We start from the raw sequence: 26,463 nt of genomic DNA, 5'->3' as shown, positions 1-26,463 counted from the left end.
AATCAAAGTGTTAATAATAAAACACTTCGTATAATGTATATTATGTTAAATAAAAGATTTGGAAACCTTATCATGACCAAGGCTTCGCGCTACTCTTTATATTGTTAGTAAACTTCACCTTCACCGGAATAATCATAGCTTGGCTAAGTGTATCTTAGGTACGTTTAATAAATGTAAGAGCCTTATACCGTATTGATTATTGCAATTGCATAAGGCTTTTATGGTAACCCTTTTTAAAAACGGTATCCAAATTTCATGCCATACCCGATTGCATGATTGTCTTTAAAATCTGCCTGTTCTGCGAATGGCTTAATTCCTTCAATTGGCAAGTAATAAGTCCCATCCTCAGTTTTGGTATCGCCTAGCCAATAATATTTTATACCACCAGCTATAAAGTAGTTTTTAGCTGGGTTGAATTGAATACTCAAACCAAGCGACCATGAACCTTTTATAGGCCCCAGTGTTGAAGCTGGATCACCCGTACCTGAATCCCAACTTACATCTGTCGAGGTGCTCCATTTCTCTCTAAATTGATGGGCTATTCCTAAAGTTGCACTATATTGATCATCTTGATAAGAATCGAGCTTAAAACCTTGAGTGTATTCGCCACCAGTTGCTTCTTTCATTAAAATCTCAGAAAGAGCTCCATATTGCGGTGGACGAGTCTCGAAATCTTTCCAATTGACCCATCTTAAATTCATATAAACAAGTGATTGGTCAGAAATACCTGTTTGAAAATCAAAATTTAATGATGCTGGAGTCTCTAATTTAGTTTTCTCATTTTCAACGAGTTTTAATGGCTCACCAAAAATACTTTCATCTACTTGAAGTTTATAATTGATTTTGGACCGATATGTGACTGCTGCTTTCAATGCAATATCAGGAATTTGATAACTTGCTCCTAACAACCAACCAACTTCACCTTGTTGTTTAAAGTTAGCATTATAGCCATTAAAAGCCTGTGTATATGCATTACCTCTAAGCGCTACATTCGCTTTTACTGTTTGATAAACAGGTCCACCATAAACTTGAAAATGCTGATATGGACAATATCCAAATATTAGACTTAAATTTTGTGTATCAGCTTTTACTGAGGTTCCCTCATGGCTAATGTCATTATCAAAGTAACTATTATTAGAACGTGAAGGATATTTGATGTCAGCTGAAAAAGGTTGATCATATAGCACACCAAAATTTAAACGATCTGTGAGTTGTAGCTTTATAGTAGCAGTATAAAATTGCGTACTTTCTGCAATGTCACCTGTATCTCGACTTTGATTATTTCTTACAAGATCTGCTCTATCGTTGACTACGCCTGAAACAGATGAATCGACTGCAAATAAATTGGCTTCTGCATAATTCCCATTTTCTAGAAATGGCAATATAGATTGGCCCGATTGTTCCAAGGCTGAACCGTGAACCATAGTACTGGCAAATGAACCAAATGCACTTATAAAAACACATAAGCTTTTAAAGTAAATTCTATTTAAAAACAAAAAATTACTTGAATTTAAATCATTTTTAAAAGCTATAATTTGTTTTGAAAATGCAAAATCCATGCATGTAAATTTGTCCATTATAATTCCCAATATTCTAAATTTATCTATAACGACCTTTATTATTCCTACTCGTTAGATATGGCTCATTTCCTCACCATTCTCGGTGTGAGCAAAATATATACTGCATTTACAATTACATTGTGTCAATGACTTAATGTAATTATAACCATGTTAATTTTAAATAAAAATATAATTATATTTTTCAGTTATTTATTTCACAAAAAGAGAACTTTAATTTGTAAAATCTGCTCATCCAGTTTCAAAAAATTGAACTGGATCGTCTAAAATTAATTATTTTTATAAAGGAAAATTTAAAAATATTGTCCTAACTCTTTAAATTAGGATTATTTCCATACAGAGTCGAAATCCAAATATTATGCAAAACTTGTACAACAACTATGGGGTCAGCTTGAGGTTCACGGCCAAATGCTTCTGATAAATAGCGTTCTTCTAGCCATACTAATGCACGAGCAGTTTCATCCACATTCAGTTCTATTCTAATACGCCCATTTTCCTGTTCTTCACATATATGGCGTGCTGTAGCTGTAATAAAATCTTGTATTAAAGATCGATAAATTTGCTCAACCCGCTCATCTGCTCCTGCTGCATCTGATAAAGCCCGTAAAACAGCACCATGCTTCTGATAAACATTGACTATGCCTTTTAATGCGTGAAGAGAATCTTCAGGAAAATTATTTCCCTTTAACCAATGATTGGCTAATGTAAATAATTCCTGACCAATGTCCTGAACAACACGTAAAGCTAAATCATATTTATCCCTAAAGTGTACATAAAAAGCAGGACGCTTAAGTCCAGTAAGCTTCATCACTTCATCTACGTTTAGTTCACGAAATGGACGTTCACTTAAAAATTTTTCTGCAGCATTTAAGATTTCCCGTTCAGATTCTTTCGGGTCGTGTTTAGGACGTCGGCGATTAACAGTCATGATTACCAATTATTTTATTGACACAATGTAAGTGTAGAACAATCCTTCTCCCCTAAACAAGCAAGTCAATGAAAAAACCAAGCTCCTATTCTAAAAAATATTTTTCAAAAATTTAAGATTTAAAAGTGTTCCATATATTTAACAATCTCTATTCAACCATTTGATTTTAATAAATAAAAATAATTTTTAATGACATATTTTTAAATTTACAAGAAATATAAGTTCCTGAATTTAATTGCAATTTAATAATTACGCTGTGTCATTGACATTGTGTAATTATTGTTTTAAAAATAATTAACGGCGTTTCCCTTTTACTCGCAAATTTCAACAAAGTGAGGCGTCATTAGCATTCGTTTCAGGGATTTTTGGAACTATGGAAATAAATAAAATCGTAATCGGCATGGGTTGCTGGTTCTAAGGAGAATTTATATGAGTCGCCGTATTGTATTCATTGGTGCAGCAGGTGAAATGTGTCGTTTAGCGATCGAACGTTTTGCTAAAGCCGAAGGTGATTGGGAACTTGTACTATGTGACATCCGTCCAGAGTTACTTTCAAATCTTGTCGAAAAACTCCCTAAAGGCCTAGCAACGACACAACTCTTAGATTTGTATGACAAAGAAAATCTACAAGCCGTAGTTAAAGGTGCTGATTTAGTCGTACTTGGAGCGGGTCCATACATTCGAACTTCAGCTCCTGTGATTGAAGCATGTCTTGAAGCAAAAGTTCCTTATTTAGATTTTGATGATGACGTTGAAAGTACCGAACATGCATTATCTTTGCATGAAAAAGCAAAAGAAGCCGGTATTCCGATCTATGTAGGTTGTGGTGCCTCTCCAGGCATGGCAAATGTGTTAGTGGTAGATGCGGCAAATGAACTTGATACTGTTGAAAACATTGACTGTTGCTGGATGGTTGGTGACGAACGCCCTGGTATTGGTCGTGCCGTACTTGAACATTTCTTACATATCACGGCGGGTGATTGTCTTACTTGGGAAAATGGCAAACGTGTCAATCACGAGACTTTTGTAGAAACAGGCACTGCACCTATGGGAGGTGGATTGGGTGAAATATTAATGTATGAAACAGCCCATCCAGAACCAGTTACTTTGCCACGCAAATATCCAACTGCTCAACGTATCCGTTGTTTAGGTGGTTTACACCCTGCTCCATTTAATGGACTAGGACGTGGTGTTGGCTTAGCTGTTCATAATGGTGAAATGACAGTAAAAGAAGGTGTGGACTTCCTTGAAGATCTACTTAATAACAAATTAGGTTCAGCCAAAGGCTGGAAAGCTGCAATCAGTGGCATGATTGGCCAAGTTAAACGTAAAGAATCCTCGTTCTCTGCAATGGTCGAGTTTTTGACAAAATCTGCTATAGGTCAAACCTATACATATAAAGGCGGTTTACTCGCTCGAGTGTATGGAACTAAAAATGGAAGACCAGCAGTTGCAATCCGTAGAACTGCCAAATCAGGTGAAGACTCCTATTTAATGCGTGATATGGCTGCAATTACAGGAACAGCTTGTGCTGCATTCATGGTATTAGCGCTCGATGAAACAGGTAAACGTAGCGGAAGTTTCGCCCCAGAAGATTGGGCTGAGCCAGAAGCTTTCTACACTGCTCTCGAACGTGTAGGTACACCGCGCGACGAGATTGTGGAGTGTGTACTATGAGTAAAAATATTTATGATGTTGCTGTAATTGGAGCAGGATGTGCAGGTGTCGTTGCAGCACGGGATTTAAGTAATGCAGGTCATAAGGTTATTTTATTAGAGGCACGTGACCGTATTGGTGGTCGAACCTATACAGGTGAAGCATTTGGCCGACAAGTTGAATTTGGAGGTGCTTATGCACACTGGACACAGTCTTATATCTGGAGAGAATTACAGCGCTATAGTATTGGATTAAATCCTCCTACAGAGGTTGATAAAGTAGTTTGGTTTGCTGATGGCAAATTACACACCGGTACACAAGTTGAATATGCAACTCTTATTGAACCCTTATTAACAGCTTTCTTTAATGACGCTCGTCAATGGTTCCCTCTTCCATATGATATCTCTGTTATTGATACCAGTGATCTTGAACGACAAACATTAAGAGATCGTCTTGATGCCTTAAATTTATCAACTTATGAACGTGACGTTTTAGACGGCTTGTTATCAACACTTGTTCACTCTTGGGATGAGCAAGGAATCGCACAGCTCTTATTCTGGGCAGCTACCTATTTTGGAAACTGGGGGGCGTTCTTTGAAGTAGCAGGCTCTTGGCCAATTGCCGGTGGAACGCAAAAACTAGTAAGAGCTATTCATAATGATTCAAGTGCTGAATTACGGCTTTCCACACCAGTTACAAACATAGATGATCACGGTGAGCAAGTTGTTATTACCACGCAATCTGGCGAAAAGATCATAGCAAAAAAAGCACTGGTTGCCCTTCCTTTGAATGTTATAGCTGACGTCAAAATTACACCAGACGTAAAAAAACCTGTTCAAGACATGATTGACGCAAAGCACCCCATGCAGACAGCTAAATTATGGGTATTGGCACGTGGTAAATTCGAACCCTTTGTTGCATTTGCTCCAGTTGAGCAAAACCCGATTAATACCGTTCGCGTTGAATATGAACATGGAGATGACTCAATTTTAGTCTGTTTTATTTCAGACGAGTCAACAATAGATACCAATGATATTGAAGCTGTTCAAAAAGCTTTACAGATGTTTAAGCCCGATATTGAAGTGCTTGACGTCGTATCACATAACTGGACAAAAGATCCTTATGCACAAGGGACATGGGTACACTATCGTCCTGGGCATTTGACGGATGCGGCTCCATTCATGCGTAAACCTCATGGGAATATCTATTTCGCAGGAGGAGATATTGCAACAATGAGCATGGGCGGTATTGAAGGTGCTCTAGAGTCTGGTATTGAAACTGCTGCAAGCATCATACATGCATTAGCTCAAAAATTAGCAGGATGAATATCATGAATAGAAAAGCGAGTTTTCAATCTTTAGATGCAGATGTTCTTATTATTGGTGCAGGGATTGCTGGTATCAGTGCCGCTTACCATTTAAAGAAATATAGACCCAATTCAACCTTTATCATACTTGAAGGTCGTGATGATATTGGCGGGACTTGGAGCCTATTTCGCTATCCCGGAATCCGCTCAGATTCAGATATGCAGTCTTTTGCTTTTGGCTTTAAACCCTGGACTCAAAAAAAGACTTTCGGTAGTGCGCAAATGATCTGTGATTATTTGCAGGAAACAGTTAAAGAAAACGGCATTGATCAGCATATTCAATTTGGCAGCTATGTAACCAGTGCAGAATTTTCATCAGCTGAAGGTATTTGGATCGTCAAAGTTAAACAAAAAGATCAAAAGAGTTTAATCACTTTGCGTTCTCGCTTCTTACTCATGGGTACAGGTTATTATGACTATAATAATGCATATACCCCTGATTTTAAGGGCACAGAAGATTTCCAAGGTCAAATTGTCCATCCTCAACACTGGCCAGAAAATCTAGATTATTCTGGCAAAAAAGTAGTCGTCATTGGTAGTGGTGCTACAGCAGTGACACTAATCCCAGCTATGGCAAAAGATGTTGAGCATATTACTATGCTTCAAAGATCACCTGGCTATGTGGTCGCTATGCCGAGTGTCGATCCTATTGCAGTTGCTTTAAATACAGTTTTATCACCACAGCGTGCGTATGAAATTATTCGACGTAAAAATATTGCAATTAGCCGCGGGATTTACAAACTATGCCACCGCTTTCCAAAGGTGATGCGTCATCTACTCATTGCAGATGTACGGCGCAGATTACCTAAAGATTTTGATGTCTCAACGCACTTTTCACCCAAATATAATCCTTGGGATGAACGTTTATGTGTTGTACCAGATGGAGATATGTTTAAAGCGATTTCATCTGGTAAAGCATCAGTAGTGACAGATCATATTGACCGTTTTATCAAAGAAGGCATATTGCTGAAGTCAGGAAAAGTACTAGAAGCAGATATTATTATTACCGCAACCGGCTTAAATATGCTGGCATTTAGCAAGATTCAGCTCGCCATTGACGGTAAGAAAATTAATTATCCAGACACGACAATATTTAAATCTATGATGCTGTCAGATATACCTAATTTTGTCTTTGCATTTGGTTATACCAATATTGCATGGACCTTAAAAGTAGATCTGGTATGGCAACATTTCTGTCGTCTGCTTGACTATATGGATGAGAATAAATACGGAACATTTACACCGGTTATTCACAATAAAACCATGAAACGGGTTCCTTTTGTTGATTTGAGCCCGGGTTATGTTCAGCGTGGTTTGGCACAATTCCCAATGGCAGGAACTGAAGGTCCTTGGACACTACAACATGATTATAAGGTTGACTTTGAGCGGCTCAATAAAGGACCTGTGTTTGATAAGGAATTAAAGTTCACTGCATTGGTTCCCAAGACAAAGTTGACTGTCGTTACAGAACACTCTTCAGAAGAGTTGCTAGTCAAAGCTTAATCATGTAATCAACATATTAGTCTCTTATTTATCAGATCTGGAGCCTAAATAAGAGACTAAATACATTGGGCAAAATATTATGGAAAATATTAAATTTATCAGTAAAGGTATTACATGCTCAGCGTGGTATATTCCTGCCACATCCGATAAATATATGAACTCTAGAGGACGACCATGCGTGATCATGGCAAATGGCTTCGGAGGCACAAAAGATACTGGTTTATTAAATTTCGCAGAGCCTTTCAATAAAGCAGGTTTTGATACATTTATCTTTGATTATCGTAGTTTTGGAGAATCTGGCGGTTTTCCAAGACAAAACGTTTCATATAAAAATCAACGTGAAGATTATCATGCAGCAATCGCAGCAGTACGAAGTTTGCCATATATTGACCGAAACCGTATAGCGCTTTGGGGGACGTCATATTCTGGAGGACACGTTTTGGTTGCTGCGGCCCAAGATCAGAAAGTATCTGCAGTCATCTCTATGAACCCAGCTACAGATGGTTTAGCTGCTCTCTCACAAATCTGTCGTTATGGTGGTATAAAACAATTAACCGTTGCAGTGGCTCATGGTCTAAAAGATTTAGCTTATTCACTTTTAGGCCAAAAAGCGCATCTTATTCCAATCGTGGGGCAACCTGGCACGGCGGCAATCATTAGTACACCTGGCTCGGAGGTCTCATATAAAGCAATGGCGGGACCAACGTGGAGAAATGAAGTATGTGCGCGAACCGCTTTAGAAGTTGCAAGAAATCGGCCAATTAATTTCGCCCATCAAATAAAGTGCCCGTTATTGGTACAAGTGGGTTCAAATGACCAAGTCACTCCACCTGAGGCTGCTCGCAAATCAGCACGCTTGGCAAATGGAGAAGTTAAATTACTTGAATATCCGATTGATCATTTTGATTTCTATAATGAACCGTGGCAAACAAAAATTTTAGATGATAAAATTAATTTTTTAATCAAGGCCTTAGCTCATCCTCGAGTTAGATAACATGATTTCATAACAATATTTCATCATCTAAAGCAAAAAATAAGCTGATTGGGAAACATCCAGCAGCTTATTTTTTAAGATCGAAATGAAATTATATTAGCCTTTAGATATTCCTCCCCCTAAAGCTTTATAGAGTTCAATCTGGTTATTTAGTTTCATTTGCTCAAGTGCAAGTAAACCCTGCTGTGCTGCATAAGCAGAACGTTGGGCATCTAAAACCGTAAAATAACTATCAACGCCCGCTCTGTAACATGCCATCGATAGTTTATATGTTGCAGATGTGGCTGAAACTAAACGACGTTGAGCATCTAATCGTTCACCAATATGTGCATGTGTAGCAAGCGCATCATTAACTTCACGGAAAGCTGATTGAATGGCTTTTTCATATTTAGCTAACGCAATTTTCTGGTCAGTTTCTGCAATTTTAATATTCGTTTTTCTTGTTCCCCAATCAAAAATTGGTAGATCGATACTAGGTCCAATTGACCATGCAAAATTACCAGTTTTAAATAAATCTTTAAGTTCAGTCGATGCATACCCTGTAGAACCAGTAAGGCTTATAGTCGGAAACATACGTGCTTTCGCAGCCCCAATATTGGCCCCAGCTGCACGCAACTCATATTCGGCAACTTTAAGATCTGGTCGATGATTTAATAAATCACTTGGCAAACCTGCTGCAAAGTTTTTCTCAATGGTAATATTTTGAATAGAATGATCCGGAAGTAAATTCTGCGGAACAGGATAACCTGCTAACAAATCCAGTAAATTTTTTGCCTGTTGGATTTGAGTTTTATAAGTTGCAACATCATTTCGAGCAGTCTCTACCGAAATTTGCGCTTGTTTTAATGGAACTTCACTATCAATACCGACATCAAAGCGCTTTTTATTAAGATGATAAGAATCAAGTTGAGCTTTTAAAGTCTGCTCTGCAAGGTTTAAATTAGCTTGAGCAAAGGCATAATTTAACCAAACTTGTGTGATATTGCTGATTAAACTAATTTGAACTGCTTCGCTCGCACTTTGTGTTGCCAGATAATTATTTAATGCCGCATCTTTTAAATTTTGTACACGGCCCCAAAAGTCTAGTTCATATGCAGTCATTCCTAAACCCACCTGAAATGTTGAAGCTGGGTTATTAGGATTAATAGATGGGTTCACTTGCCGTACTGCACTGCCCATTACACCGATAGTAGGTAACTGGTTATTTTTAGTGATTTGGTATTCTTGCTGTACACGTTCAATATTGAGCGTAGCAGTACGTAAATCACGATTGTTATTTAAACTGATTTCAATGACCTGTAATAATTTCGGATCAGAAATAAACTCTTTATAACTTTTTTCTGCAATCGTTTTTCCAGAATGATTTTGACTAAAATTTTGAGGAATATGAGATGTGATTGCAGGCTGTGGCGCTTGCATATTGACACATGCAACTAAAGTGACTGAGAGTGTAGAAAGAATGAGTCCACGAGATACGATTGCCGATTTAGACATAGTATTCTCCAAATAAAGTAAATTTTGAGCATATGAAGCATCAGAGAAAATTAAGTATTCCCCTGATGCATTGAACTTAGGATGAGATTTTTTTCTTAGAGGAAAATAGCTTTTCTACTGCACCCAAAATGAAGATAAAAAACACGGGAACAAAGAAAATAGCCAAAATGGTTGCTGAAATCATGCCACCAAAAACCCCTGTACCTAAAGCATGTTGAGTTTCTGAACTTGCACCTGTTGCAATAACCAAAGGAATTACACCACACGTAAATGCAAGAGAAGTCATTAGGATTGGTCGTAAGCGAAGTTTGGCTGCGGCAACAGTGGCTTCAATCAAACTCATGCCTTCTTCTTTTAGCATTTTCGCAAATTCAACAATCAAAATTGCATTCTTTGCCGATAGACCAATAATGGTAATTAGCCCGATTTTGAAGAACACATCATTCATTAACCCTCTAGACATAATGGCAATGATTGCTCCAAAAATACCGAGTGGCACAACCAGCATCACAGAAAGTGGAATTGCCCAGCTTTCATAGAGTGCAGCCAATACGAGGAAAACAACGAGCATTGATAAACCAAGTAAAAAGGTCATTTGTGATTCAGACTGTTTTTCCTGTAAGGAAATACCTGTCCACTCGTAGCCAATACCTTTCGGTAATTTCGCAATCAGTTGTTCCATTTCACGCATTGCTTCACCCGATGACGTATCGAAGTTAGGAATACCAGCAATACTCAAAGATGGTCGTCCGTTATAACGATTATATTGTTGCGGTGCTTTATTCCATTGAGGTGTTACTACTTCTGATAACGAAACTAATTGACCACTCGAACCCATCACTTTTAAGTTCAAGATATCTTTGAGTTGCATACGTGATTTAGCCTCAACTTGTACAATCACTTGTTGCATACGCCCTTGATTAGGGAAGTCATTGATATACATTGAACCCATCGATGTAGAAATGATGTCTGAAACATCAGAAAACTTAACACCGAGCGCACTAAGCTTTTCGCGGTCAATTTTTAAAGAAATATTGTCACCTTGTGGTAGCCCTTCATTCCAAACCATATAGAACTTCTTATTTTTGGCTGCCATTGCCATAAGTTCATCTTGAGCAGCCAGTAAAGCAGGCATACCTAAGTTAGCACGGTCTTGTAAACGTAAACTGAAGCCTGAAAAAGTACCCAACTCATCAATAGCAGGTGGTAATACGGCCATAGTTTCACCTTCCGTACTGTTTGCCATTGAGGTATTAACGGCGCTTGTCATCTTAGATGCAGAGCTAGTCCGCTCGTTAAAGTCTTTAAGTGTCGTAAAAGCCACAGCTACGTTTTGTCCTGCACCACTAAAACCCCATCCCAAAATGGTGGTATTACTTTTTACATCGGGATTGTCTTTCAAATTGTTTTCAAATTGATTGACTACATTTCGGGTACGCTCTGCGGTTGCATCTGAAGGCAACTGGAACGAGGTCAAGAACCAGCCTTGATCTTCCTCTGGCATAAATGCGGTTGGCCAGAATTTCATTCCGGCAAACGTAATACCGGTAATCACTAAAAAAATCACCATCATAGGAACAGTATGTTTGATGATTTTAAGCAGCATCAACTCATACTTTTTAGTGACTTTATCGAAACTACGATCAAACCATGCAAAGAAGCCTTTTTTCTGATGATGCCCATCGATTGGCTTTAAAATCGTCGCGCAAAGTGCTGGTGTTAAAATGAGTGCCAATAGCGCTGAAAATAAAATAGATACCGACATGGTCAAGGTAAACTGTTTATAGATTACCCCTACAGAACCACTCGCAAATGCCATAGGTAAAAACACTGCAGCCAATACCAGCGTAATACCGATAATCGGGCTGGTAATCTCTTTCATTGCTTTAGACGTTGCGTCTTTAGGAGATAATCCTTCAGTCGCCATAATCCTTTCTACGTTTTCAACGACAACAATCGCATCGTCGACAATAATCCCGATGGCAAGCACCATACCGAACATGGTGAGTACGTTAATTGAAAAGCCAGCAAGCAGCATCACGGTAAAAGTACCGAGTAAAGCAATAGGTGCCACAATTGCAGGAATAAGCGTATAACGGACATTGTGTAAAAATAGATACATCACAATGAAAACCAGAACCATGGCTTCAAGTAATGTATGAATTACCTTTTCAATTGAAATTTTGACAAACGGCGCCGTGTCATAAGGAATACTAAACTCCATGCCTTCAGGTAAATTTAATTTTAATTCTTCAATTTTTGCTCGAACACCCTCGGCAGTTTTCACGGCATTCGCTCCAGGGCTTAACTGAATTGCTGCCGCAGTAGCAGGTTTACCATTTTCCAAAATGGCAAAGTTATATGCTTGTGAACCTATTTCTACAGTAGCAACATCAGATAATCGAATTACGCTACCGTTAGTTTTGCTTTTTAAGCTGATATTTTTAAATTGCTCGAGACTAGACAATTGCCCTTGTGCAGACAACGGAATAGTAATGAGCTGACCTTTCTCAGCTGGTAAATCACCAAGTCGACCGGGTGCAATTTCGACATTATTTTCACGAATTGCATTATTCACATCACTAATCGATAAACCATAAGAAACAAGCTTATTCGGGTCGACCCAAATACGCATAGCTTTCTCGGCACCGAAAGATTGAACCTTCCCTACACCTTCAACACGTTTTAGCTCTTCTACAACATTTCGGACTAGATAATCACTTAAATCAACTTCGGAATATTGATTATTTGGAGAGTTAATCCCGACCAGCATTAAAAATCCGGACGATGAAGCTTCAACCTGTAAGCCTTGCTGACGTACAACTTGTGGCAAGCGAGCTTCGACAGCCTTGATTTTATTCTGGACATCAACCTGAGCCATTTCCACATCTGTGCCCGGTTTAAAGGTGGCAGTAATTTGTGCTGTACCGGAAGTATCTGTTGTCGCGCTATAGTAGAGTAGATTTTTTACACCCGATAATTCGCGTTCAATTAAAGTAACAACGCTATCGTTAATGGTTTTAGCTGTAGCGCCGGGATAAACCGCACTGATATTCACCTGTGGAGGAGCTACACTTGGAAAACGTGCAATTGGCAATTTAGGAATACTTAGCAATCCAAATATAATAATGAAGATCGCAATAACCCAAGCAAAAACGGGACGACGAATAAAAAATTGTGACATCATGGTTGCGCCCCCTCAGTTATAGAAGCTTTCTTTTCTACACTTGAAGCATGACTGACCACTGCTGGAGCTTTCCATGCTGCCAATGCCAATTTTTGATTTGGCTTAATACGATCAATACCCTCAACAACGACTTTGTCACCCACCTTCAAGCCTTTATTGGCAATATAGTACTGTTCATACTGCTGTCCGATTTCAATAGGACGAACATCAGCTGACCCTTTAGCGTTGATGACATATACCTGAGGCTCACCATTAATATTGCGTTGAATGGCTTGAGCTGGAACTAATAAAGCTTGTGGGATAGAAGCTCGATCAATATTGACTCGTACATACATACCCGGAAGTAGTTTTCTCTCGGTATTGTTTACTTCAATACGGAACGTGACATCACCTGTTTCCGGGTCAACATTAATGTCTTCAAATAACATTTTTGCTGTGACGTTATAAGGCTGTCCGTGGCTATTAGAAATACGGACAGTTTTCTCACCGTTTGCAGATAACTCACCACTTTTTAAAGCAGCTTGTAGACGCTCATACTCACTAATCGATTGCTTTACATCGACGTAGACTTTATCAATCTGTTGGATTGTGGCCATGGTATTGGTATCGCCTTGACCAACCAATGCACCTTCAGTGACAAAAGACTGCCCAATACGACCTGAGATTGGTGCCCGAACAGTTGCATATTGCAAATTCAAATTTTGTCTAGCCAGCAATGCTTTCATTTGAGCAACATCAGCTTGGGCCTGACGATATTGAGCTTGAGCATTACTTACTTCCTGCTTGCTAATCGCATTACTTGGTAAAAGCTGCTCATAACGCTCTAATTGCACTTTTAATCGTGCCACCTCAGCTTCAGCTTTATTGAGTGAAGCTCTATTGCTATTTACATCTGCCTCAAAAGTTTCTGAGTTAATTTTATATAGAGCTTGCCCTGCTCTAACTTCACTACCTTGCTTAAATAAAACCCTTTCAATAATCCCTCCGACTTGCGGACGTATTTCAGCCGTACGGAACGCCTGTACCCGTGCAGGAAGATTTTCACTGAAATTAACCGATTGCGGTTGAATACTTAAGACACTGACTTTAGCTGGTGGTGGTTCAGCTTGAGCCGCTTCTTTTGAACCACACCCCTGTAATACCAGCCCAATAGATAAAAATAAAGGAAATAAAAGATGCTTTTGCATACTGTCCAAACCTAGTGAGTTTTTGATGCTGACATTATTTTTGATGAGTGTGTAGGGATAATCACTAAAGTGTGGAGTAAGTGTGGAGAAATACCGATAATTTAGCGTATGATGAGTTGAAGCATTCTGTATAGCCAGATTTTCTATGTTTGATTATTCTTTTTCTTTTGATTACCAACATAAAGTTATCCTCGTTGTGGAAGATGACTATGACATTGGCGACATTATTGAAAATTATTTAAAACGTGAAGGAATGACGGTTATTCGTGCCATGAATGGAAAGCAAGCAATTGAATTGCACGCGAGCCAACCTATCGATTTAATCTTACTTGATATTAAATTACCCGAGCTCAACGGCTGGGACGTGTTAAATAAAATACGTCAGAAAGCTCAAACTCCCGTGATTATGCTGACGGCGCTAGATCAAGATATTGATAAGGTTATGGCATTACGTATAGGTGCAGATGACTTTGTGGTTAAGCCTTTTAACCCAAATGAAGTCGTTGCTAGAGTTCAGGCAGTGCTAAGAAGAACTCAATTTGCAAACAAAGCATCCACTAAAAATAAAATCTACAAAAACATTGAAATTGATACAGACACACATAGTGTTTATCTTCAATCCGAAAATAAAAAAATATTGCTTAATCTGACGCTGACTGAATATAAAATTATTTCCTTCATGATTGACCAGCCCCACAAGGTATTTACACGTGGTGAGCTCATGAATCATTGCATGAGTGATAGTGATGCACTAGAACGAACCGTAGATAGCCATGTGAGCAAGCTTAGAAAGAAATTGGAGGAACAAGGAATACTTCAAATGTTAATTAATGTGCGTGGCGTAGGATATAGACTCGATAATCCACTAGCTGCAAAAGATGATGCCTAAATAATATTAAAAAGATCGCTAGGGAATATTCTATGAAAAGTAAGTTAGGAATTAGCAAACAGCTCTTTATTGCCCTAAGTATTGTTAATTTAAGCGTTACGCTTTTTTCCGTTGTATTGGGTTATGTCATTTATAACTATGCGATTGAAAAAGGCTGGATTTCTTTAAGCTCACTTCAAGAAGATTGGACCACTTTTCATTTTGTAGATTGGATTTGGTTGGCTACTGTTATTTTCAGTGGCTGTATGATTTCATTAGTGATCGGCATGCACCTCGCAAAACGTTTTATTGTACCGATTAACTTTTTAGCTGAAGCAGCAAAAAAAATTAGTCAAGGTGATCTCTCGGCTAGAGCTTACGACAACAGAATACACTCCGCCGAAATGTCAGAGCTTTTGTATAACTTTAATGACATGGCCCAGAAGTTAGAAGTTTCTGTTCAAAATGCACAAGTATGGAATGCCGCCATAGCACATGAGTTAAGAACCCCCATCACGATTTTGCAAGGTCGTTTACAAGGCATAATCGACGGCGTTTTTAAACCAGATGAAGCTCTATTTAAAAGCCTTCTAAGTCAGGTTGAAGGCTTATCTCATTTGGTTGAGGACTTACGAACATTAAGTTTAGTAGAGAACCAGCAACTCAGATTAAATTATGAGTTATTTGACTCCAAGCCCGTAGTTGAAAAGGTTCTTAAAGCATTTGAAGATCGCTTGGAACAAGCTAACCTCGTACCAGAACTTAATCTTACTACGACTCCTGTTTTTAGTGACCGCCGTCGTATTAAGCAAGTTTTGATTGCTTTAATTGATAATGCTATTCGCTATTCAAATGCGGGCAAACTTAAAATTTCATCGGAACTGGTATCACAAAACTGGATATTAAAAATTGAGGACGAAGGCCCCGGCATTGCAACCGAGTTTCAAGATGATTTATTTAAACCCTTTTTTAGATTAGAAGAATCAAGAAATAAAGAATTTGGTGGTACAGGTTTAGGACTTGCTGTTGTACATGCAATTATTGTGGCACTAAAAGGTACTATTCAATATAGCAATCAAGGTTCAAGAAGTATTTTCACCATAAAAATTCCTATGGAGAATTAAGAATAATTTTACTTTTGAAATTTTTCCTCCCCCTCTTTTATCCTTCTACGAATTTCTTCTCGCCATTTTGTGGCATTTTCTTGTTGTTTATTTAATAGGACACCCAACATATAAGCTGTAACCGCTGCGCCAATTAAAGCAATACCCGTTTCATAAATAATATCTATAACAAACTCTAGCATTCCCTCCGACAAAAAATCTAATGAGCCTGAAAATTTAAGGAATTTAGCTATGGCAACTATGACAACTCCCAATAGTGCACCAGCCCACAAGAATATTTTATGAATATTGAGAGGTGCAGTGACTTGGTCAATTTGATCGGGATACTTTCGATAGTACTCAATTTCCTCATCTGTCACTTCCGATGTAGATTTAAATAGCAATTTAATAAATAGCGTATCTTGATCAAGCTTTGTATTTTTCTTCATAGTTTTGATGCGTAATAAGTATTCTAGTGTTTAATGTTACTCACTTTTTCTGTGGGAGGTAACGGTTTTTAAGAGCTCTAAGTTTTGAGTAGTTTTTCAAACATTATAAAAACTCTCTATTTAAGGGCTTTATTTATAAATTATAAGTTTTTTCATAATGACTTGCTGATTCGAAGCTGTCTTTTGACTTTTTCTCTTTAAATTTTTATTGAAATGCCATATCTAACCTAACCAAGATTTATAAAATAATTTTTATAATTTAAATAATGGATAATTAGATATGGATCGTTTTAAAACTATTTTATTGATTACAAGCACATGTTTAACAACAACTATTTATGCCAAACAACAAGTCGTCTGTGTGTTTGACCCAATTGGTAAATCGGGAGACGCTTTCGCTTTAGCCAAAGATTATGCACTTGAAGCAAAAAATTGGGGAGCTGATCTATCTTTAAAAGCATATGTTGATGAACGCGTTGCGGCTGAAGATTTAAAAGTTGGAAAATGTGATGGCGCTATTATTAGCGGTTTACGTGGCCGTCAATTTAATAAATATACAGGATCTTTAGATGCAGTTGGTGCATTAACAAATATGAAAACGGCAATTAATGCCTATAAGCTGTTGTCATCACCCATGGCCGCCAAAAATATGGTGGTAGGCCCTTACGAAATTGCAGGTTTAGGGACTATTGGCCCTGCATATTTGTTTGTAAATGATAGAAGTATAAATACTCTCGCTAAAGCTGCCGGTAAGAAAATTGGAGTATTTAAATATGATGAAGCCCAACCAAAGCTTGTGCAACATGTTGGAGGTCAGGCAGTATCGGTAGATGTCACCAATGCAGGTGCGAAGTTTAATAACCATGAAATTGATATTGTCCCTGCTCCTATTGTGGCATTTAAACCTTTTGAGCTATACAAAGGTTTAGGTGAAAAAGGAGCAATCGTTCGTTTTCCTTTAACTCAAATTTCAGCAAACTTTATTATTCGTAAAGACCAGTTTCCAGCAGGTTTTGGGCAAAAGTCGCGAACTTGGGTAGCCAGCCAATTAAATAGAACATTTGGCATTATTGCTAAATATGAAAGTGATATTCCTTCAAAATATTGGATGGATATTCCTAAAAATGAACAAGTAAATTATATGAAAATGATGCGCGAGGCTCGTATACAGCTAACCAAAGCAGGTATCTACGACCCTAAAATGATGAATTTTTTGAAAAAAGTAAGATGTAAAGAAAACCCAAGTAATTTTGAATGCGCGTTAAATGATGAATAAATTAAGCAAACTTCTTCTTTCATCATTAGCTTAAACCAATTTTCTTACACGGATGTTCTGAAATACCCATGTTTATTTAATGAGCAGCTATTTTTTATTAAAATTTTCTTTTAACGCATCGATTAAGATATTTAATAAAGGTGCTTGCTCACGTCTATGCGGATAATATAAGTGATATGGTTCATAGCTATGTCGCCAGTCCTTCAGCGTTTCTTCCAGTTCACCACTTTCAATATAAGGCTGAACCATATCAATAGGTAGATAAGCGATTCCTACACCGCTCCTTACTGCTTGAAGCACTGGAGATAAGGTTGTAAAAATAACTTTAGCATTAACAGTAATTGTTTGTGTTTTACCTTGTTTGGTAAATTGCCAACGGTAGAATTCACCATGTGTGGGTAATCTTAAATTAATGCACTGGTATTCCACTAAATCTTTTGGATGCTTTGGGTGACCATAACGAGCTAAAAACTCTTTGGTTGCAACAGTTAGCATTTGTATTGGCTTACTCACCTGTAAAGCGATCATGTCTTTAGAAACTAAACCACCTCTTCTAAGTCCTGCATCAAAACGCCCTTCTACAATATCGACAAGACCATAATCAGATATGATCTCTACTGTTATTTTTGGAAATTGTTGTATGACTTTTTCAACTGCTGGCCATAAAACACTTTGTATTCCATATTCATCTGCACTAATACGTAATGTTCCTGCTGGATCATTTTTTAAAGCACTAATTTGATTTATGCCATTTTCTATTTCTTCTATTGCAGGTTGAAGCAAATTCAGTAGATATTCACCTGCTTCTGTCGGTGCGACACTTCTGGTAGTTCTTGATAATAGTTTTATGCCAATTCGGTCTTCTAAATTACGGAGTGTTTGGCTAATGGCTGACTGTGACGTTCTGAGTTTTGCGGCTGCACGGGTAAAGCTTCGCTCTTGAGCAACGACCATAAAAGTATGCAAATCATTTAAATTTTCTTTCATTATTTATAAGTATTCAATATAAGTGCTATCTGATTATAGTGGATTATCATAATAAATCACTAGGGTTATATTAATTTCATCGACCTAGTTCTTCTTTCGGAGAGAAGATGATGAAAACTGTAACTTTCAAAAATAAAAATATCGATGTTTCTGCAACTATTCGTTTTCCAAAAGATTTCGATGAAAACAAAACATATGCAGCAATTGTATGTGCGCATCCAATTAGTAGTTGTAAAGAGCAAACTGCAGGCGCAATCTATGGTGAAAAACTCACTGAAGCTGGGTTTATCACTTTAGCATTTGATGCATCGTATCAAGGTGCTAGCGGTGGCGAACCTCGTTTTCTTGAAGACCCTGCAACACGTGTAGAAGATTTCCGCTGTGCAGCCGACTATTTAACAACGCTTGCTTATGTTGATGAAAACCGTATTGGTGTATTAGGCGTATGTGGTGGCGGTGGTTATGCTGTTAATGCTGCTATGACTGAACGCCGTTTTAAAGCAGTCGCAACTGTGGTTGCAGCAAACTATGGTCGTTTAATGCGTGAAGGCGACCAAACACCTGAAGCTGCCATTAAAACTTTAGAAGCCATTGCAGCACAGCGTACTGCGGAAGCGCGTGGTGCCGAACCGTTTATTACCCAGTACATTCCAAACTCACAACAAGAGCGTGTGCAAGCTGGCATTCATGATATTGATATTAAAGAAGCTGTAGATTACTACAAAACTCCGCGCGGTCAGGCAGAAGGTTCACCAAATAAACTTCGCTTTTCAGGTTTAGCGGCTGCTGTTGGGTTTGATGCGTTTCATTTGGCAGAACACTTACTCACTCAACCCTTGCAAATTGTGATTGGTGATATAGTGGGTGGATTCGGTTCTTATCGCGATGGTTATAAGCTATATAGCAAAGCGGCTTCTAAAGATAAGAACCTTTTTGTGGTTAAAGGCGCTAGCCACTATGACTTATATGACCAACCTGAGTCTGTTGCTCAAGCTTTAGAAAAAATTATTCCATTCTTTCAAAAACATCTTTAAGCCAAATATTGGAAAGTTTCTCAATTGGGGGGAGCTTTCCAAATAGATACGTTTTAGTGGTAATCAAACGAGCTTTTTATAATAAATCGCGGTGCCGTTGTAGTTCCCAGATGTTGTCGAGATATCTGTGTTTATTTAATTAAGAGCAAAATTCTAATCATTTCTAATTCATTCTTACTCATACATTCATAAAAATTTAAAATAATGCGACAAGCAAAAAGCCAAATTCTATCAAAACAAAAAAAATAAGAAGACTAACCCTTGCATACATAACAAGATCGTCACTATCTTCTTTAATCTCATGAATAAGTGGAAATCTATAATTCTTTAACAATAGAAAAATATTTAAATAGCCGCAAACAGCTCCAATCGCAAAATCAATTTCAAGTTCCCCTTTAAAAAAGATAGCTATCATAAAGGCAATAACAATTAGCCCTACAGTTAATAAAACATATCTTTTTATCAAGGAGTCATATATAAGGAATGACTTCATTTTTACCGACCATCCTCATAAAGTCACTCGAATAAATATTTAACCTCTAAAGAGAATGACATAAAAATTTCTTTTAAAGAACCTATGCCTATCTTTTTAAATCATATTATTATTGATCGTATGGACTGTACGCTCTGATACATAAAACTATACAGCACTTGTTTCATTATATATTCAGAAGTACCTCTACTCTCCACCTAATAACTTCTCACTATGAAAATTACATTAATACCAATATTGCTAGTTTCCTGCTTATTCCTGACTTCTTGTAAGGCTTCGACAGATAAAGAAGACATTGATAACTATGTGAAAGTAGATCTGAAAAATTATGCTACTGACAATTATAGATTGATCATTGAAGCGAATAAGAATGTGAACAACGAGCCTGCTTTGAAAAACTCTTTGTTTAATAATTCCTATGTTAAGTTAGAAACAGCACGGAGCCTTTTAAATGAAGAATATCCAGACTGGATTCAAGGCTTAGATAAAAACGGTTATGACTATGGTGACCTCAACACAATATGTTGGATGACGGTATTCATGGAAAACTACGTAAATAAAGTTGAAGGTCCATACAAAAGCCAACTTAAGGATGAAACCTTAAATGATGTTCACAGCCTATACAGTGAAAGACAAAAAATTATTAAGTTACGCGACAGTAAAGATAAAACTGCCCGAAACTTTGTAGAAGTATGTGAATAGATCATTGTTATAAAAGCCCCGAATATTCAGGGCTTTTTAAATAGCTTTAACTTAAATAGAAGCATCTGACTTAAGCATTCTAAGTTGGCTATATATTTCGTTAGTAAACCATGACCTTCAGCAACATTACTGGCATCGTAGACTTGATTTTTCCCAAACCCTTGTACCATACTGTTCACTGTTAGTACTCCTTGTGTTAGCAATCCAAAGCCCTTTGATTCCGCCAAGAACTGAGAGGGCTTTTTTATTGCCTAAATTATGCATTGTTGTTTCCTAGAAGCTTTGAAAGCTTGGTTAATCCCTTTGGTGTTACTCTCACCTGCTCTGTGATTTTGATCGTTCCATCAGGCAACTGGATATCCGTTACTTTATGTTCTAAATATCCCGCTTTAATTTTCTCTTGATAGGCAACCCAATGTTTGCTGCCATTACGTTTATAAATCCAGTCATTCATGTGAAGCCACTTATTAAATTTTTGCGGCTCTTGTTGTAGAGCTTTAGCAGCATCAGTTAGGCACATACTTCCCTCGGCTCTAGCAATACGGTCAAATGCTTCCATTGTAGGTTGCATAACTTCAACTTTGTGCTCTAGCTCAATCACTTTTTCTGAATAAGTCAGTAAAGCATTACGTAAAAGATTTGGATCTGCTAGTAATTGCATTGGATCGATCAGTTGAATTTGCCCTATTGCTACCGCGTCATCAGAAAAGTAATTTGTTAATGAATCATTTTTTAAAACTGTAATACTCATAAAAAAGCCTCATCGTGGGGATGAGGCTAGTATGTGTAAAGTCTTTTTAGCATTGTTCTATTTAGAGTCTATTTAGAATTAAAATTATCAAAATAGTACTTAGCATCTTTAAAAGCCTTGCCACATGTATCCTTATTTGGTAATTCCAAGTTATTTTTTTCACAATATAATTGTAATTGAGAAAAAGCAGCTTGAGGTTGGGAGATGTCTATATTTGCCATATTAGCCAAAGCATAGATAATTTTATTTATTGACTTATTAGAAATGCTATTTTTACTAGTATAATTTGATCTTACATCTAATTTTTCATACTGCTTTCTAATATGAGGTGACATATAATCTTTCCTTTCCCTAATTTTTCTACTTTCACCTCTTTTTAAAAAATCCATGTCTTCTTTTAGAATATAAATATCTTCTAAATTATATTCCATTTCAAAATCCTCTAACTGTTTATCGCCGTACCAGTAATACTTTTCCCATCCTTTTTTCCACTTAAATTTATCTATTCTATCAGTTGCATGCCTATTTTGTATTTCTACAATCTCCATTACCTCAGGAAACTCGTAGTATAGATCGGCAAATTCTGTACCATTATAAATTTCATCATATATCTCAAAAAAAGACATTTTTTTAATAATTTCTTTTTCTGAATGATTTATAAGAACCGTATCAAAATAATCATCTCTTTCAAGCCCTTTAGGATATTTTTTAAACTCCAAATAATATCCAGAATCAATTTTAAGATAATTATCATAAAGGTAAAAATATTCACACGGATCATAAATATCTAATATTAATGGTTTTATAATAATTTTATTATTAAGCAAATCGAATGCTGTCTCTAAAGTTAACTTAAGATATAGATCATAATCCCCCATTTTATTATAAATGTTTTGATAATTAAGCATTCTATTAAAAAAAAGTATTTCTTCTATTCTCTTTTCATTTTCATTATTAAAATTTTCATCTAATTCCCACTCCATAGGGAGGGCAAAAAGATAATTATTCTTACTAAATTTTGCATGCATCCAAATATGCCCTTGATGAACTAAATCTAATATATATCTAATATCTATATCATCTCGATTGAAAAATAAATTCAATTCTTTACATGCTTCTTCTAATGAATATGCTGATTTGCTTGGAAGCAAGACATTGTTTTTACTATACATTACATCCCCTATTTATCATAAAGCATTTAATTAAATATACCCCAGCTTGGGGTGTTTGTGGGGTAAACCATAAGTTACTGTATTATTTGGGCTCCTAAGTAGAGCTTGCTAATCAGAGAACTTAGTCTTTCTACCTTTTTAAGTTTTATACAGTGTTATATCAAAAATACCTAAAAGGTACTCTACAGCTTAAATTTTAGTTGCCGACATCCCCCTCAAAAACACCTCAACCACCCTCTCATCAACCTCACTCAAACTTAAACGCTGAATAATTGCGCCTTCGATCATATATAGAAAGAGTTTGGCATCAGTAAAAGAAACATCGGCGTTAAATGCTCTAAGCAGGCTATAGATTTCGTTGGTAAGCCAAGTTCTATATCGCACGGCGGTTATGTACGCTTTTGAATGAGTCAGTTTTGTTTCAAAAATAGCTTTAAATAATAAGTAATACAGCCCATCTAGGTCTGTGTGTAAAAGATAGAGTTTTTTGAGTTTATCGGCTGCGTTGGTGCTGCGATCATATTCAACCACTGAAACCACTTTTTCTTTTAGGCGCTCTTTTTGCACAATCAGGCAGATTTCAATCAACCGTTCTTTAGAGTGAAAGTAGTTATAAAAAGTCGCTTTGGTCACTTCACACTCTTTCACAAGTCTGTCGATGCCGACCAGATGAAACCCATTGTAGTGAAATAACTCAATTGATTTATTTACGACTTGTACTGCACGTGTTGGGAGAACTATTTTTGGCATATTTTTACCGTTATAAAAATTATTGTTGTATATAAATGAGATATAAAAACCGCTGCCTTTTGGGAGAAAAAAGGCATAGCAAAGCGATGAAGACTGTGCGCAGCACATCTCAAGTTTTAATTGTCTAAGTTTTAAGTAATAACGAGCTAAAGCCTGAAAAAGCCTTACGGCGATCAAGCTGCATTAAATGTTTTAAGCTGTGTTGTTATAGCTTTTGGCAATGGTTGCCAAGAAATTATGGATGTGCAAAGCCAACTCCTTATATAGGAAGTTCTGCCAAGACATTAGAATTATGGTGGCAGAACGAGAAAGGGTTGACAGACTGGTACGACGCCAGCACACCCGAGGGTGTCCCTCTCCCGTCCTACCGCTACGGGAGGGAACGAGGAGCTTACACATAAGACTATTCCTCAGAAGAAATAATCCTGATGCGGTCGTATAGCAGTCTGTCAAAACTGCCTGGCAATGTAGGCCAGCCCGCAAATGGTAATCTCCAATATTTGAAGTGTCAATGTGAAATTGGCTAGAAATTATTTAAATAATTATTGTTTTTCATTTAATTACATAATTAAGGAAATTCTTAAGTAATATTTTTAATCTACCCTTATATCATTAAGTTAAAGTTTAAAATTTCAAAAACTTAAAGTCTGAATTGTCCTAACTCAACTAAAAATGAATAAATAAAAAGAGACACTACTGTTATTAAGGGATGTTTTTAAGAGTCGCTATCCAGTATAAAATTATGACTTAAGCGTCCCATCTCACAAATTAGGTCGTGTCATATACTTAAAGTAATAAGAGCAAAAAATGACTCAAAATCAAGTTGAACTCGCAGAGAAATTATCAAAAGAATCACATCAAGGTCAAAAGTATGGTCATCATGATTACTTTGATTACCATATTAAAGGTGTGGTCAATTCATTAATTGAACACCAATTTTCAGAAGTCTATATTATTACAGCCCTTCTACACGATAGCGTTGAGGACACACCTCTTACCCTAGCCAAAATCGAAAGTTTATTCGGAAAAGAAGTCCGTGATGCCGTTGATGCATTAACTAAACGAGAAAGTGAAACGCGCGAAGAATATTTAATTCGTTGTGGTTTAAATCCAATTGCTCGAGTTGTGAAACTTCATGACGCAGCCTTTAATGCGCACAACTCACATAAAGAAAATAATCAATCACGTGTAGATTATTATCTTCAAACCATGTTAGCTGTTTCAACGGCGCAAGATAGGTTGGGGTAAAAGACAACGAAATGAATCCGTTGCCTTTTTATTTTTAAGATTGTGCAAATGCCCAAATGTCTTTTGAGGCAACCGTGTCAGATACAAGTCTAAAACTCATAGGTTCTAAGTCTTCATCTACCACAACATAGCCTTTCGAGTTATTTTTTAGCGCATCACACTTGTTATCGGTCAGTTGATAATTTGCAGTGTTCGCTAAAGCACTTTCAGTAATAACACCTGTAAACACACAATTTGGGTCTTTCGAGACAATTTTGCCTTGTGCATTCACCTCGGCATTTACCGTTGTTCCATCTGGAAAAGATAAATCATAGCTACCGACCAATTGATTTAGCGTAATTTTCTGATCATCAATTTTTTCATAATGCGCCAATTCAACGGTCATCGCTTGGTTAGACTGATTGCTCTGCCAAGCTTTAGTCTTTGCATCATAGCTCATCACAACCTTGGCACGGTTTTCGTCATCATCTAAAACCAATAATTTAGAACCATCTGCGCCAGAATAGTATTTACCCGCCATAGGCAACTCTTCATCAGTTTCGGTACTAATAATATAAGTACCGACGTCTAAGCTCGGAGCTAAGGCAGGTTTTTCAGTCGAGACTTGGTCATCATGATCATTGTCATTACAAGCCGCCAAGCCAAGCCCAAGAAGTAAAACCAACAAACAACGTTTCATGGTCTTTCTCCTTACTTGTTAAATAAGCTTTTTAAACGAATTTTGAGCCATTCTTGAGCTGCTGGTCGCTGATCGTAAGCAACTTGCATTGCAGTCACAGCAATTTTGCTTTGCATTACGGCGCTTTCATCCGACATTTGCGCGGCAGTTGGTGCCGATGGTGCCGCGTCTATTCCTAGACCAAATTGATTGTTACCTTTATTGTCTTTCGTCACTTGGAACTTCAATTTATATAAGTCATAGGTCCCAATTTTTGAGAAAGCAAACGGTGTGCTGGTTGTTAAATTTTTAGGGAAATTCACATTTAGCGTGATGCCTTTTGGCAACAATTGGCCCTTACCCGCCTTAGCTTGTAATTCTTTTAATAACACTATGGTTTGTTTTGCCACAATTGCAGAGTTAGGGTTGTTTAACGTTTTATCATCTACCGTGTTGGTATCGGCGCTTAAGGCAATAGATGGAATGCCGCGTCCTGCCGAAAACTGTACATTGCCAATCGTGCCAGAGTGTACAACGACCTTTCCGACATTTTGGCCTTCATTCGGGCCAGATAAAACTAGGTCTGGCGCTTTACCCCAGCGTTTTGGTGCAACCACATCCAGTCCATAAACTGTTGCCATGACTGGTGTGCCATGCGCGTAGTTCCAGTCGCCATTGGTATAACCCGCTTTGGTAAAGGTTCCAGCCGCAGGTGCGCCAATGGGTGCTGCGCCATTGTGACAACCATTTTCAGCCGCAATTTGCTTATCGTTATCCGCAGAAATCGTTGTCGAGCTGTACATGACAATTGCACCACCGCGACCACTTTGTGGTGAACAAGGTACAGACACAAGCACGTTATGACCATTTGCTTTTAATTCATCATAAAGCGCTTTGACATTGCTGGTTAGACCGTCATCGTTAACCAATAAAATATTTAATGCAAAAGCTGGAGTTGTACACAAAGACAGAATAAGGCCGCCCAATAAACTTTTTTTCATCACTTAACTACCATGTTCTTAAATTTCGATTTGTATAGTAGTTGCGCTATATGTACGTTTAGTGACTACGCATCAATAA

23 protein-coding genes are annotated in these 26,463 nt (G+C 37.4%); 10 read left to right on the top strand and 13 right to left on the bottom strand.

The features are described 5' to 3' along the window. Positions 1-233: 233 nt before the first annotated feature. Positions 234-1,424 carry an outer membrane protein transport protein gene (locus KTJ10_RS00330; RefSeq protein WP_262441070.1) on the bottom strand — a complete coding sequence of 397 codons (1,191 nt, stop codon included), beginning with the start codon at positions 1,422-1,424 and terminating at the stop codon, positions 234-236. A 460-nt stretch (positions 1,425-1,884) separates the two neighbouring features. After that, complete coding sequence (locus tag KTJ10_RS00325; RefSeq protein ID WP_262441069.1) at positions 1,885-2,505, bottom strand: TetR/AcrR family transcriptional regulator; 621 nt, start codon at positions 2,503-2,505, stop codon at positions 1,885-1,887. Between the two features lie 429 nt (positions 2,506-2,934). Between KTJ10_RS00325 and KTJ10_RS00320 the strand changes: the two genes are divergently transcribed. From KTJ10_RS00320 to KTJ10_RS00305, 4 genes are all read left to right on the top strand, one after another. Further along, positions 2,935-4,182 carry a saccharopine dehydrogenase family protein gene (locus KTJ10_RS00320; protein WP_262441068.1) on the top strand — a complete coding sequence of 416 codons (1,248 nt, stop codon included), beginning with the start codon at positions 2,935-2,937 and terminating at the stop codon, positions 4,180-4,182. Further along, the gene (locus tag KTJ10_RS00315; RefSeq protein WP_262441067.1) at positions 4,179-5,486 is read left to right on the top strand and encodes a flavin monoamine oxidase family protein; all 1,308 of its coding nucleotides are present in this window, start codon (positions 4,179-4,181) and stop codon (positions 5,484-5,486) included. Before KTJ10_RS00320 ends, KTJ10_RS00315 begins: the two co-directional genes overlap by 4 nt. A gap of 5 nt (positions 5,487-5,491) precedes the next feature. Next, entirely contained in the window at positions 5,492-7,030 is a 1,539-nt protein-coding gene (locus KTJ10_RS00310; protein WP_262441066.1) for a flavin-containing monooxygenase, read from the top strand. A 79-nt stretch (positions 7,031-7,109) separates the two neighbouring features. Then, a complete protein-coding gene (locus tag KTJ10_RS00305; protein WP_262441065.1) occupies positions 7,110-8,024 on the top strand; it encodes an alpha/beta hydrolase in 915 nt (304 codons plus the stop codon). A gap of 96 nt (positions 8,025-8,120) precedes the next feature. On the opposite strand, the gene adeC is transcribed toward KTJ10_RS00305, so the two are convergent. The 3 genes from adeC to KTJ10_RS00290 all read right to left on the bottom strand — a co-directional run bounded on the left by adeC (position 8,121) and on the right by KTJ10_RS00290 (position 13,892). Beyond that, positions 8,121-9,518: a multidrug efflux RND transporter outer membrane channel subunit AdeC gene (gene adeC, locus KTJ10_RS00300; protein ID WP_262441064.1), complete on the bottom strand. Its 1,398-nt coding sequence runs from the start codon at positions 9,516-9,518 to the stop codon at positions 8,121-8,123. Positions 9,519-9,594: 76 nt separating this feature from the next. Further along, entirely contained in the window at positions 9,595-12,705 is a 3,111-nt protein-coding gene (gene adeB / locus KTJ10_RS00295) for a multidrug efflux RND transporter permease subunit AdeB (protein WP_262441063.1), read from the bottom strand. Further along, positions 12,702-13,892 carry an efflux RND transporter periplasmic adaptor subunit gene (locus KTJ10_RS00290; protein ID WP_262441062.1) on the bottom strand — a complete coding sequence of 397 codons (1,191 nt, stop codon included), beginning with the start codon at positions 13,890-13,892 and terminating at the stop codon, positions 12,702-12,704. The genes adeB and KTJ10_RS00290 overlap by 4 nt, the downstream gene beginning before the upstream one ends. A gap of 145 nt (positions 13,893-14,037) precedes the next feature. On the opposite strand from KTJ10_RS00290, the gene adeR reads away from it, so the two are divergent. Further along, positions 14,038-14,781, top strand: coding sequence for an efflux system response regulator transcription factor AdeR (adeR, locus tag KTJ10_RS00285; RefSeq protein WP_262441061.1), 744 nt, complete (start codon positions 14,038-14,040; stop codon positions 14,779-14,781). A 32-nt stretch (positions 14,782-14,813) separates the two neighbouring features. Then, positions 14,814-15,884, top strand: coding sequence for a two-component sensor histidine kinase AdeS (adeS, locus tag KTJ10_RS00280; RefSeq protein WP_262441060.1), 1,071 nt, complete (start codon positions 14,814-14,816; stop codon positions 15,882-15,884). 8 nt (positions 15,885-15,892) lie between these two features. Here the strand turns inward: adeS and KTJ10_RS00275 are convergent, their stop codons facing one another. Beyond that, a complete protein-coding gene (locus KTJ10_RS00275) occupies positions 15,893-16,312 on the bottom strand; it encodes a hypothetical protein (protein ID WP_262441059.1) in 420 nt (139 codons plus the stop codon). Between the two features lie 280 nt (positions 16,313-16,592). On the opposite strand from KTJ10_RS00275, the gene adeT1 reads away from it, so the two are divergent. Further along, the gene (gene adeT1, locus KTJ10_RS00270; protein WP_262441058.1) at positions 16,593-17,588 is read left to right on the top strand and encodes a putative multidrug efflux protein AdeT1; all 996 of its coding nucleotides are present in this window, start codon (positions 16,593-16,595) and stop codon (positions 17,586-17,588) included. A gap of 87 nt (positions 17,589-17,675) precedes the next feature. Here adeT1 and KTJ10_RS00265 read toward each other — a convergent pair whose 3' ends face one another. Next, the gene (locus KTJ10_RS00265) at positions 17,676-18,575 is read right to left on the bottom strand and encodes a LysR family transcriptional regulator (protein WP_032006203.1); all 900 of its coding nucleotides are present in this window, start codon (positions 18,573-18,575) and stop codon (positions 17,676-17,678) included. 110 nt (positions 18,576-18,685) lie between these two features. Here KTJ10_RS00265 and KTJ10_RS00260 point away from each other — a divergent pair, with 110 nt between their 5' ends. Continuing rightward, positions 18,686-19,609: an alpha/beta hydrolase gene (locus KTJ10_RS00260; protein ID WP_262441413.1), complete on the top strand. Its 924-nt coding sequence runs from the start codon at positions 18,686-18,688 to the stop codon at positions 19,607-19,609. 196 nt (positions 19,610-19,805) lie between these two features. Here KTJ10_RS00260 and KTJ10_RS00255 read toward each other — a convergent pair whose 3' ends face one another. Next, positions 19,806-20,102 carry a hypothetical protein gene (locus tag KTJ10_RS00255; protein ID WP_262441057.1) on the bottom strand — a complete coding sequence of 99 codons (297 nt, stop codon included), beginning with the start codon at positions 20,100-20,102 and terminating at the stop codon, positions 19,806-19,808. Positions 20,103-20,315: 213 nt separating this feature from the next. Between KTJ10_RS00255 and KTJ10_RS00250 the strand changes: the two genes are divergently transcribed. Next, positions 20,316-20,804 carry a hypothetical protein gene (locus KTJ10_RS00250; protein WP_262441056.1) on the top strand — a complete coding sequence of 163 codons (489 nt, stop codon included), beginning with the start codon at positions 20,316-20,318 and terminating at the stop codon, positions 20,802-20,804. Positions 20,805-21,060: 256 nt separating this feature from the next. Here KTJ10_RS00250 and KTJ10_RS00245 read toward each other — a convergent pair whose 3' ends face one another. The 3 genes from KTJ10_RS00245 to KTJ10_RS00235 all read right to left on the bottom strand — a co-directional run bounded on the left by KTJ10_RS00245 (position 21,061) and on the right by KTJ10_RS00235 (position 23,477). Beyond that, complete coding sequence (locus KTJ10_RS00245; protein ID WP_262441055.1) at positions 21,061-21,555, bottom strand: phage antirepressor KilAC domain-containing protein; 495 nt, start codon at positions 21,553-21,555, stop codon at positions 21,061-21,063. A 68-nt stretch (positions 21,556-21,623) separates the two neighbouring features. Then, positions 21,624-22,727, bottom strand: coding sequence for a hypothetical protein (locus KTJ10_RS00240; protein WP_262441054.1), 1,104 nt, complete (start codon positions 22,725-22,727; stop codon positions 21,624-21,626). Positions 22,728-22,916: 189 nt separating this feature from the next. After that, entirely contained in the window at positions 22,917-23,477 is a 561-nt protein-coding gene (locus tag KTJ10_RS00235; RefSeq protein WP_262441053.1) for a TetR/AcrR family transcriptional regulator, read from the bottom strand. 807 nt (positions 23,478-24,284) lie between these two features. On the opposite strand from KTJ10_RS00235, the gene KTJ10_RS00230 reads away from it, so the two are divergent. After that, positions 24,285-24,725, top strand: coding sequence for an HD domain-containing protein (locus tag KTJ10_RS00230; RefSeq protein WP_262441052.1), 441 nt, complete (start codon positions 24,285-24,287; stop codon positions 24,723-24,725). A 34-nt stretch (positions 24,726-24,759) separates the two neighbouring features. On the opposite strand, the gene KTJ10_RS00225 is transcribed toward KTJ10_RS00230, so the two are convergent. Both KTJ10_RS00225 and KTJ10_RS00220 read right to left on the bottom strand, forming a co-directional pair. After that, positions 24,760-25,404, bottom strand: a complete 645-nt coding sequence (locus KTJ10_RS00225) for a hypothetical protein (protein WP_262441051.1) — start codon at positions 25,402-25,404, stop codon at positions 24,760-24,762. An 11-nt stretch (positions 25,405-25,415) separates the two neighbouring features. Beyond that, positions 25,416-26,387 carry a 5'/3'-nucleotidase SurE gene (locus KTJ10_RS00220; RefSeq protein ID WP_262441050.1) on the bottom strand — a complete coding sequence of 324 codons (972 nt, stop codon included), beginning with the start codon at positions 26,385-26,387 and terminating at the stop codon, positions 25,416-25,418. Positions 26,388-26,463 lie beyond the last annotated feature (76 nt).

The sequence above is a fragment of the Acinetobacter sp. WU_MDCI_Abxc222 genome (assembly GCF_025514755.1).
Taxonomy (GTDB): Bacteria; Pseudomonadota; Gammaproteobacteria; order Pseudomonadales; family Moraxellaceae; genus Acinetobacter; species Acinetobacter geminorum.
The sequence above is the reverse complement of the archived record's forward strand: the minus strand, read 5'-3'. Positions and strand labels throughout refer to the sequence as shown.

What these genes read in the sequence shown, in the direction of transcription:
- KTJ10_RS00275 (WP_262441059.1), bottom strand. Translation starts at nt 16,312, where the DNA reads ATGAAGAAAAATACAAAGCTTGATCAAGATACGCTATTTATTAAATTG.
- adeT1 (WP_262441058.1), top strand. Translation starts at nt 16,593, where the DNA reads ATGGATCGTTTTAAAACTATTTTATTGATTACAAGCACATGTTTAACA.
- KTJ10_RS00315 (WP_262441067.1), top strand. Translation starts at nt 4,179, where the DNA reads ATGAGTAAAAATATTTATGATGTTGCTGTAATTGGAGCAGGATGTGCA.
- adeC (WP_262441064.1), bottom strand. Translation starts at nt 9,518, where the DNA reads ATGTCTAAATCGGCAATCGTATCTCGTGGACTCATTCTTTCTACACTC.
- adeR (WP_262441061.1), top strand. Translation starts at nt 14,038, where the DNA reads ATGTTTGATTATTCTTTTTCTTTTGATTACCAACATAAAGTTATCCTC.
- KTJ10_RS00230 (WP_262441052.1), top strand. Translation starts at nt 24,285, where the DNA reads ATGACTCAAAATCAAGTTGAACTCGCAGAGAAATTATCAAAAGAATCA.
- KTJ10_RS00325 (WP_262441069.1), bottom strand. Translation starts at nt 2,505, where the DNA reads ATGACTGTTAATCGCCGACGTCCTAAACACGACCCGAAAGAATCTGAA.
- KTJ10_RS00310 (WP_262441066.1), top strand. Translation starts at nt 5,492, where the DNA reads ATGAATAGAAAAGCGAGTTTTCAATCTTTAGATGCAGATGTTCTTATT.
- KTJ10_RS00245 (WP_262441055.1), bottom strand. Translation starts at nt 21,555, where the DNA reads ATGAGTATTACAGTTTTAAAAAATGATTCATTAACAAATTACTTTTCT.
- KTJ10_RS00235 (WP_262441053.1), bottom strand. Translation starts at nt 23,477, where the DNA reads ATGCCAAAAATAGTTCTCCCAACACGTGCAGTACAAGTCGTAAATAAA.
- KTJ10_RS00305 (WP_262441065.1), top strand. Translation starts at nt 7,110, where the DNA reads ATGGAAAATATTAAATTTATCAGTAAAGGTATTACATGCTCAGCGTGG.
- KTJ10_RS00330 (WP_262441070.1), bottom strand. Translation starts at nt 1,424, where the DNA reads ATGGTTCACGGTTCAGCCTTGGAACAATCGGGCCAATCTATATTGCCA.
- KTJ10_RS00240 (WP_262441054.1), bottom strand. Translation starts at nt 22,727, where the DNA reads ATGTATAGTAAAAACAATGTCTTGCTTCCAAGCAAATCAGCATATTCA.
- adeS (WP_262441060.1), top strand. Translation starts at nt 14,814, where the DNA reads ATGAAAAGTAAGTTAGGAATTAGCAAACAGCTCTTTATTGCCCTAAGT.
- KTJ10_RS00265 (WP_032006203.1), bottom strand. Translation starts at nt 18,575, where the DNA reads ATGAAAGAAAATTTAAATGATTTGCATACTTTTATGGTCGTTGCTCAA.
- adeB (WP_262441063.1), bottom strand. Translation starts at nt 12,705, where the DNA reads ATGATGTCACAATTTTTTATTCGTCGTCCCGTTTTTGCTTGGGTTATT.
- KTJ10_RS00290 (WP_262441062.1), bottom strand. Translation starts at nt 13,892, where the DNA reads ATGCAAAAGCATCTTTTATTTCCTTTATTTTTATCTATTGGGCTGGTA.
- KTJ10_RS00260 (WP_262441413.1), top strand. Translation starts at nt 18,686, where the DNA reads ATGAAAACTGTAACTTTCAAAAATAAAAATATCGATGTTTCTGCAACT.
- KTJ10_RS00320 (WP_262441068.1), top strand. Translation starts at nt 2,935, where the DNA reads ATGAGTCGCCGTATTGTATTCATTGGTGCAGCAGGTGAAATGTGTCGT.
- KTJ10_RS00250 (WP_262441056.1), top strand. Translation starts at nt 20,316, where the DNA reads ATGAAAATTACATTAATACCAATATTGCTAGTTTCCTGCTTATTCCTG.
- KTJ10_RS00255 (WP_262441057.1), bottom strand. Translation starts at nt 20,102, where the DNA reads ATGAAGTCATTCCTTATATATGACTCCTTGATAAAAAGATATGTTTTA.
- KTJ10_RS00225 (WP_262441051.1), bottom strand. Translation starts at nt 25,404, where the DNA reads ATGAAACGTTGTTTGTTGGTTTTACTTCTTGGGCTTGGCTTGGCGGCT.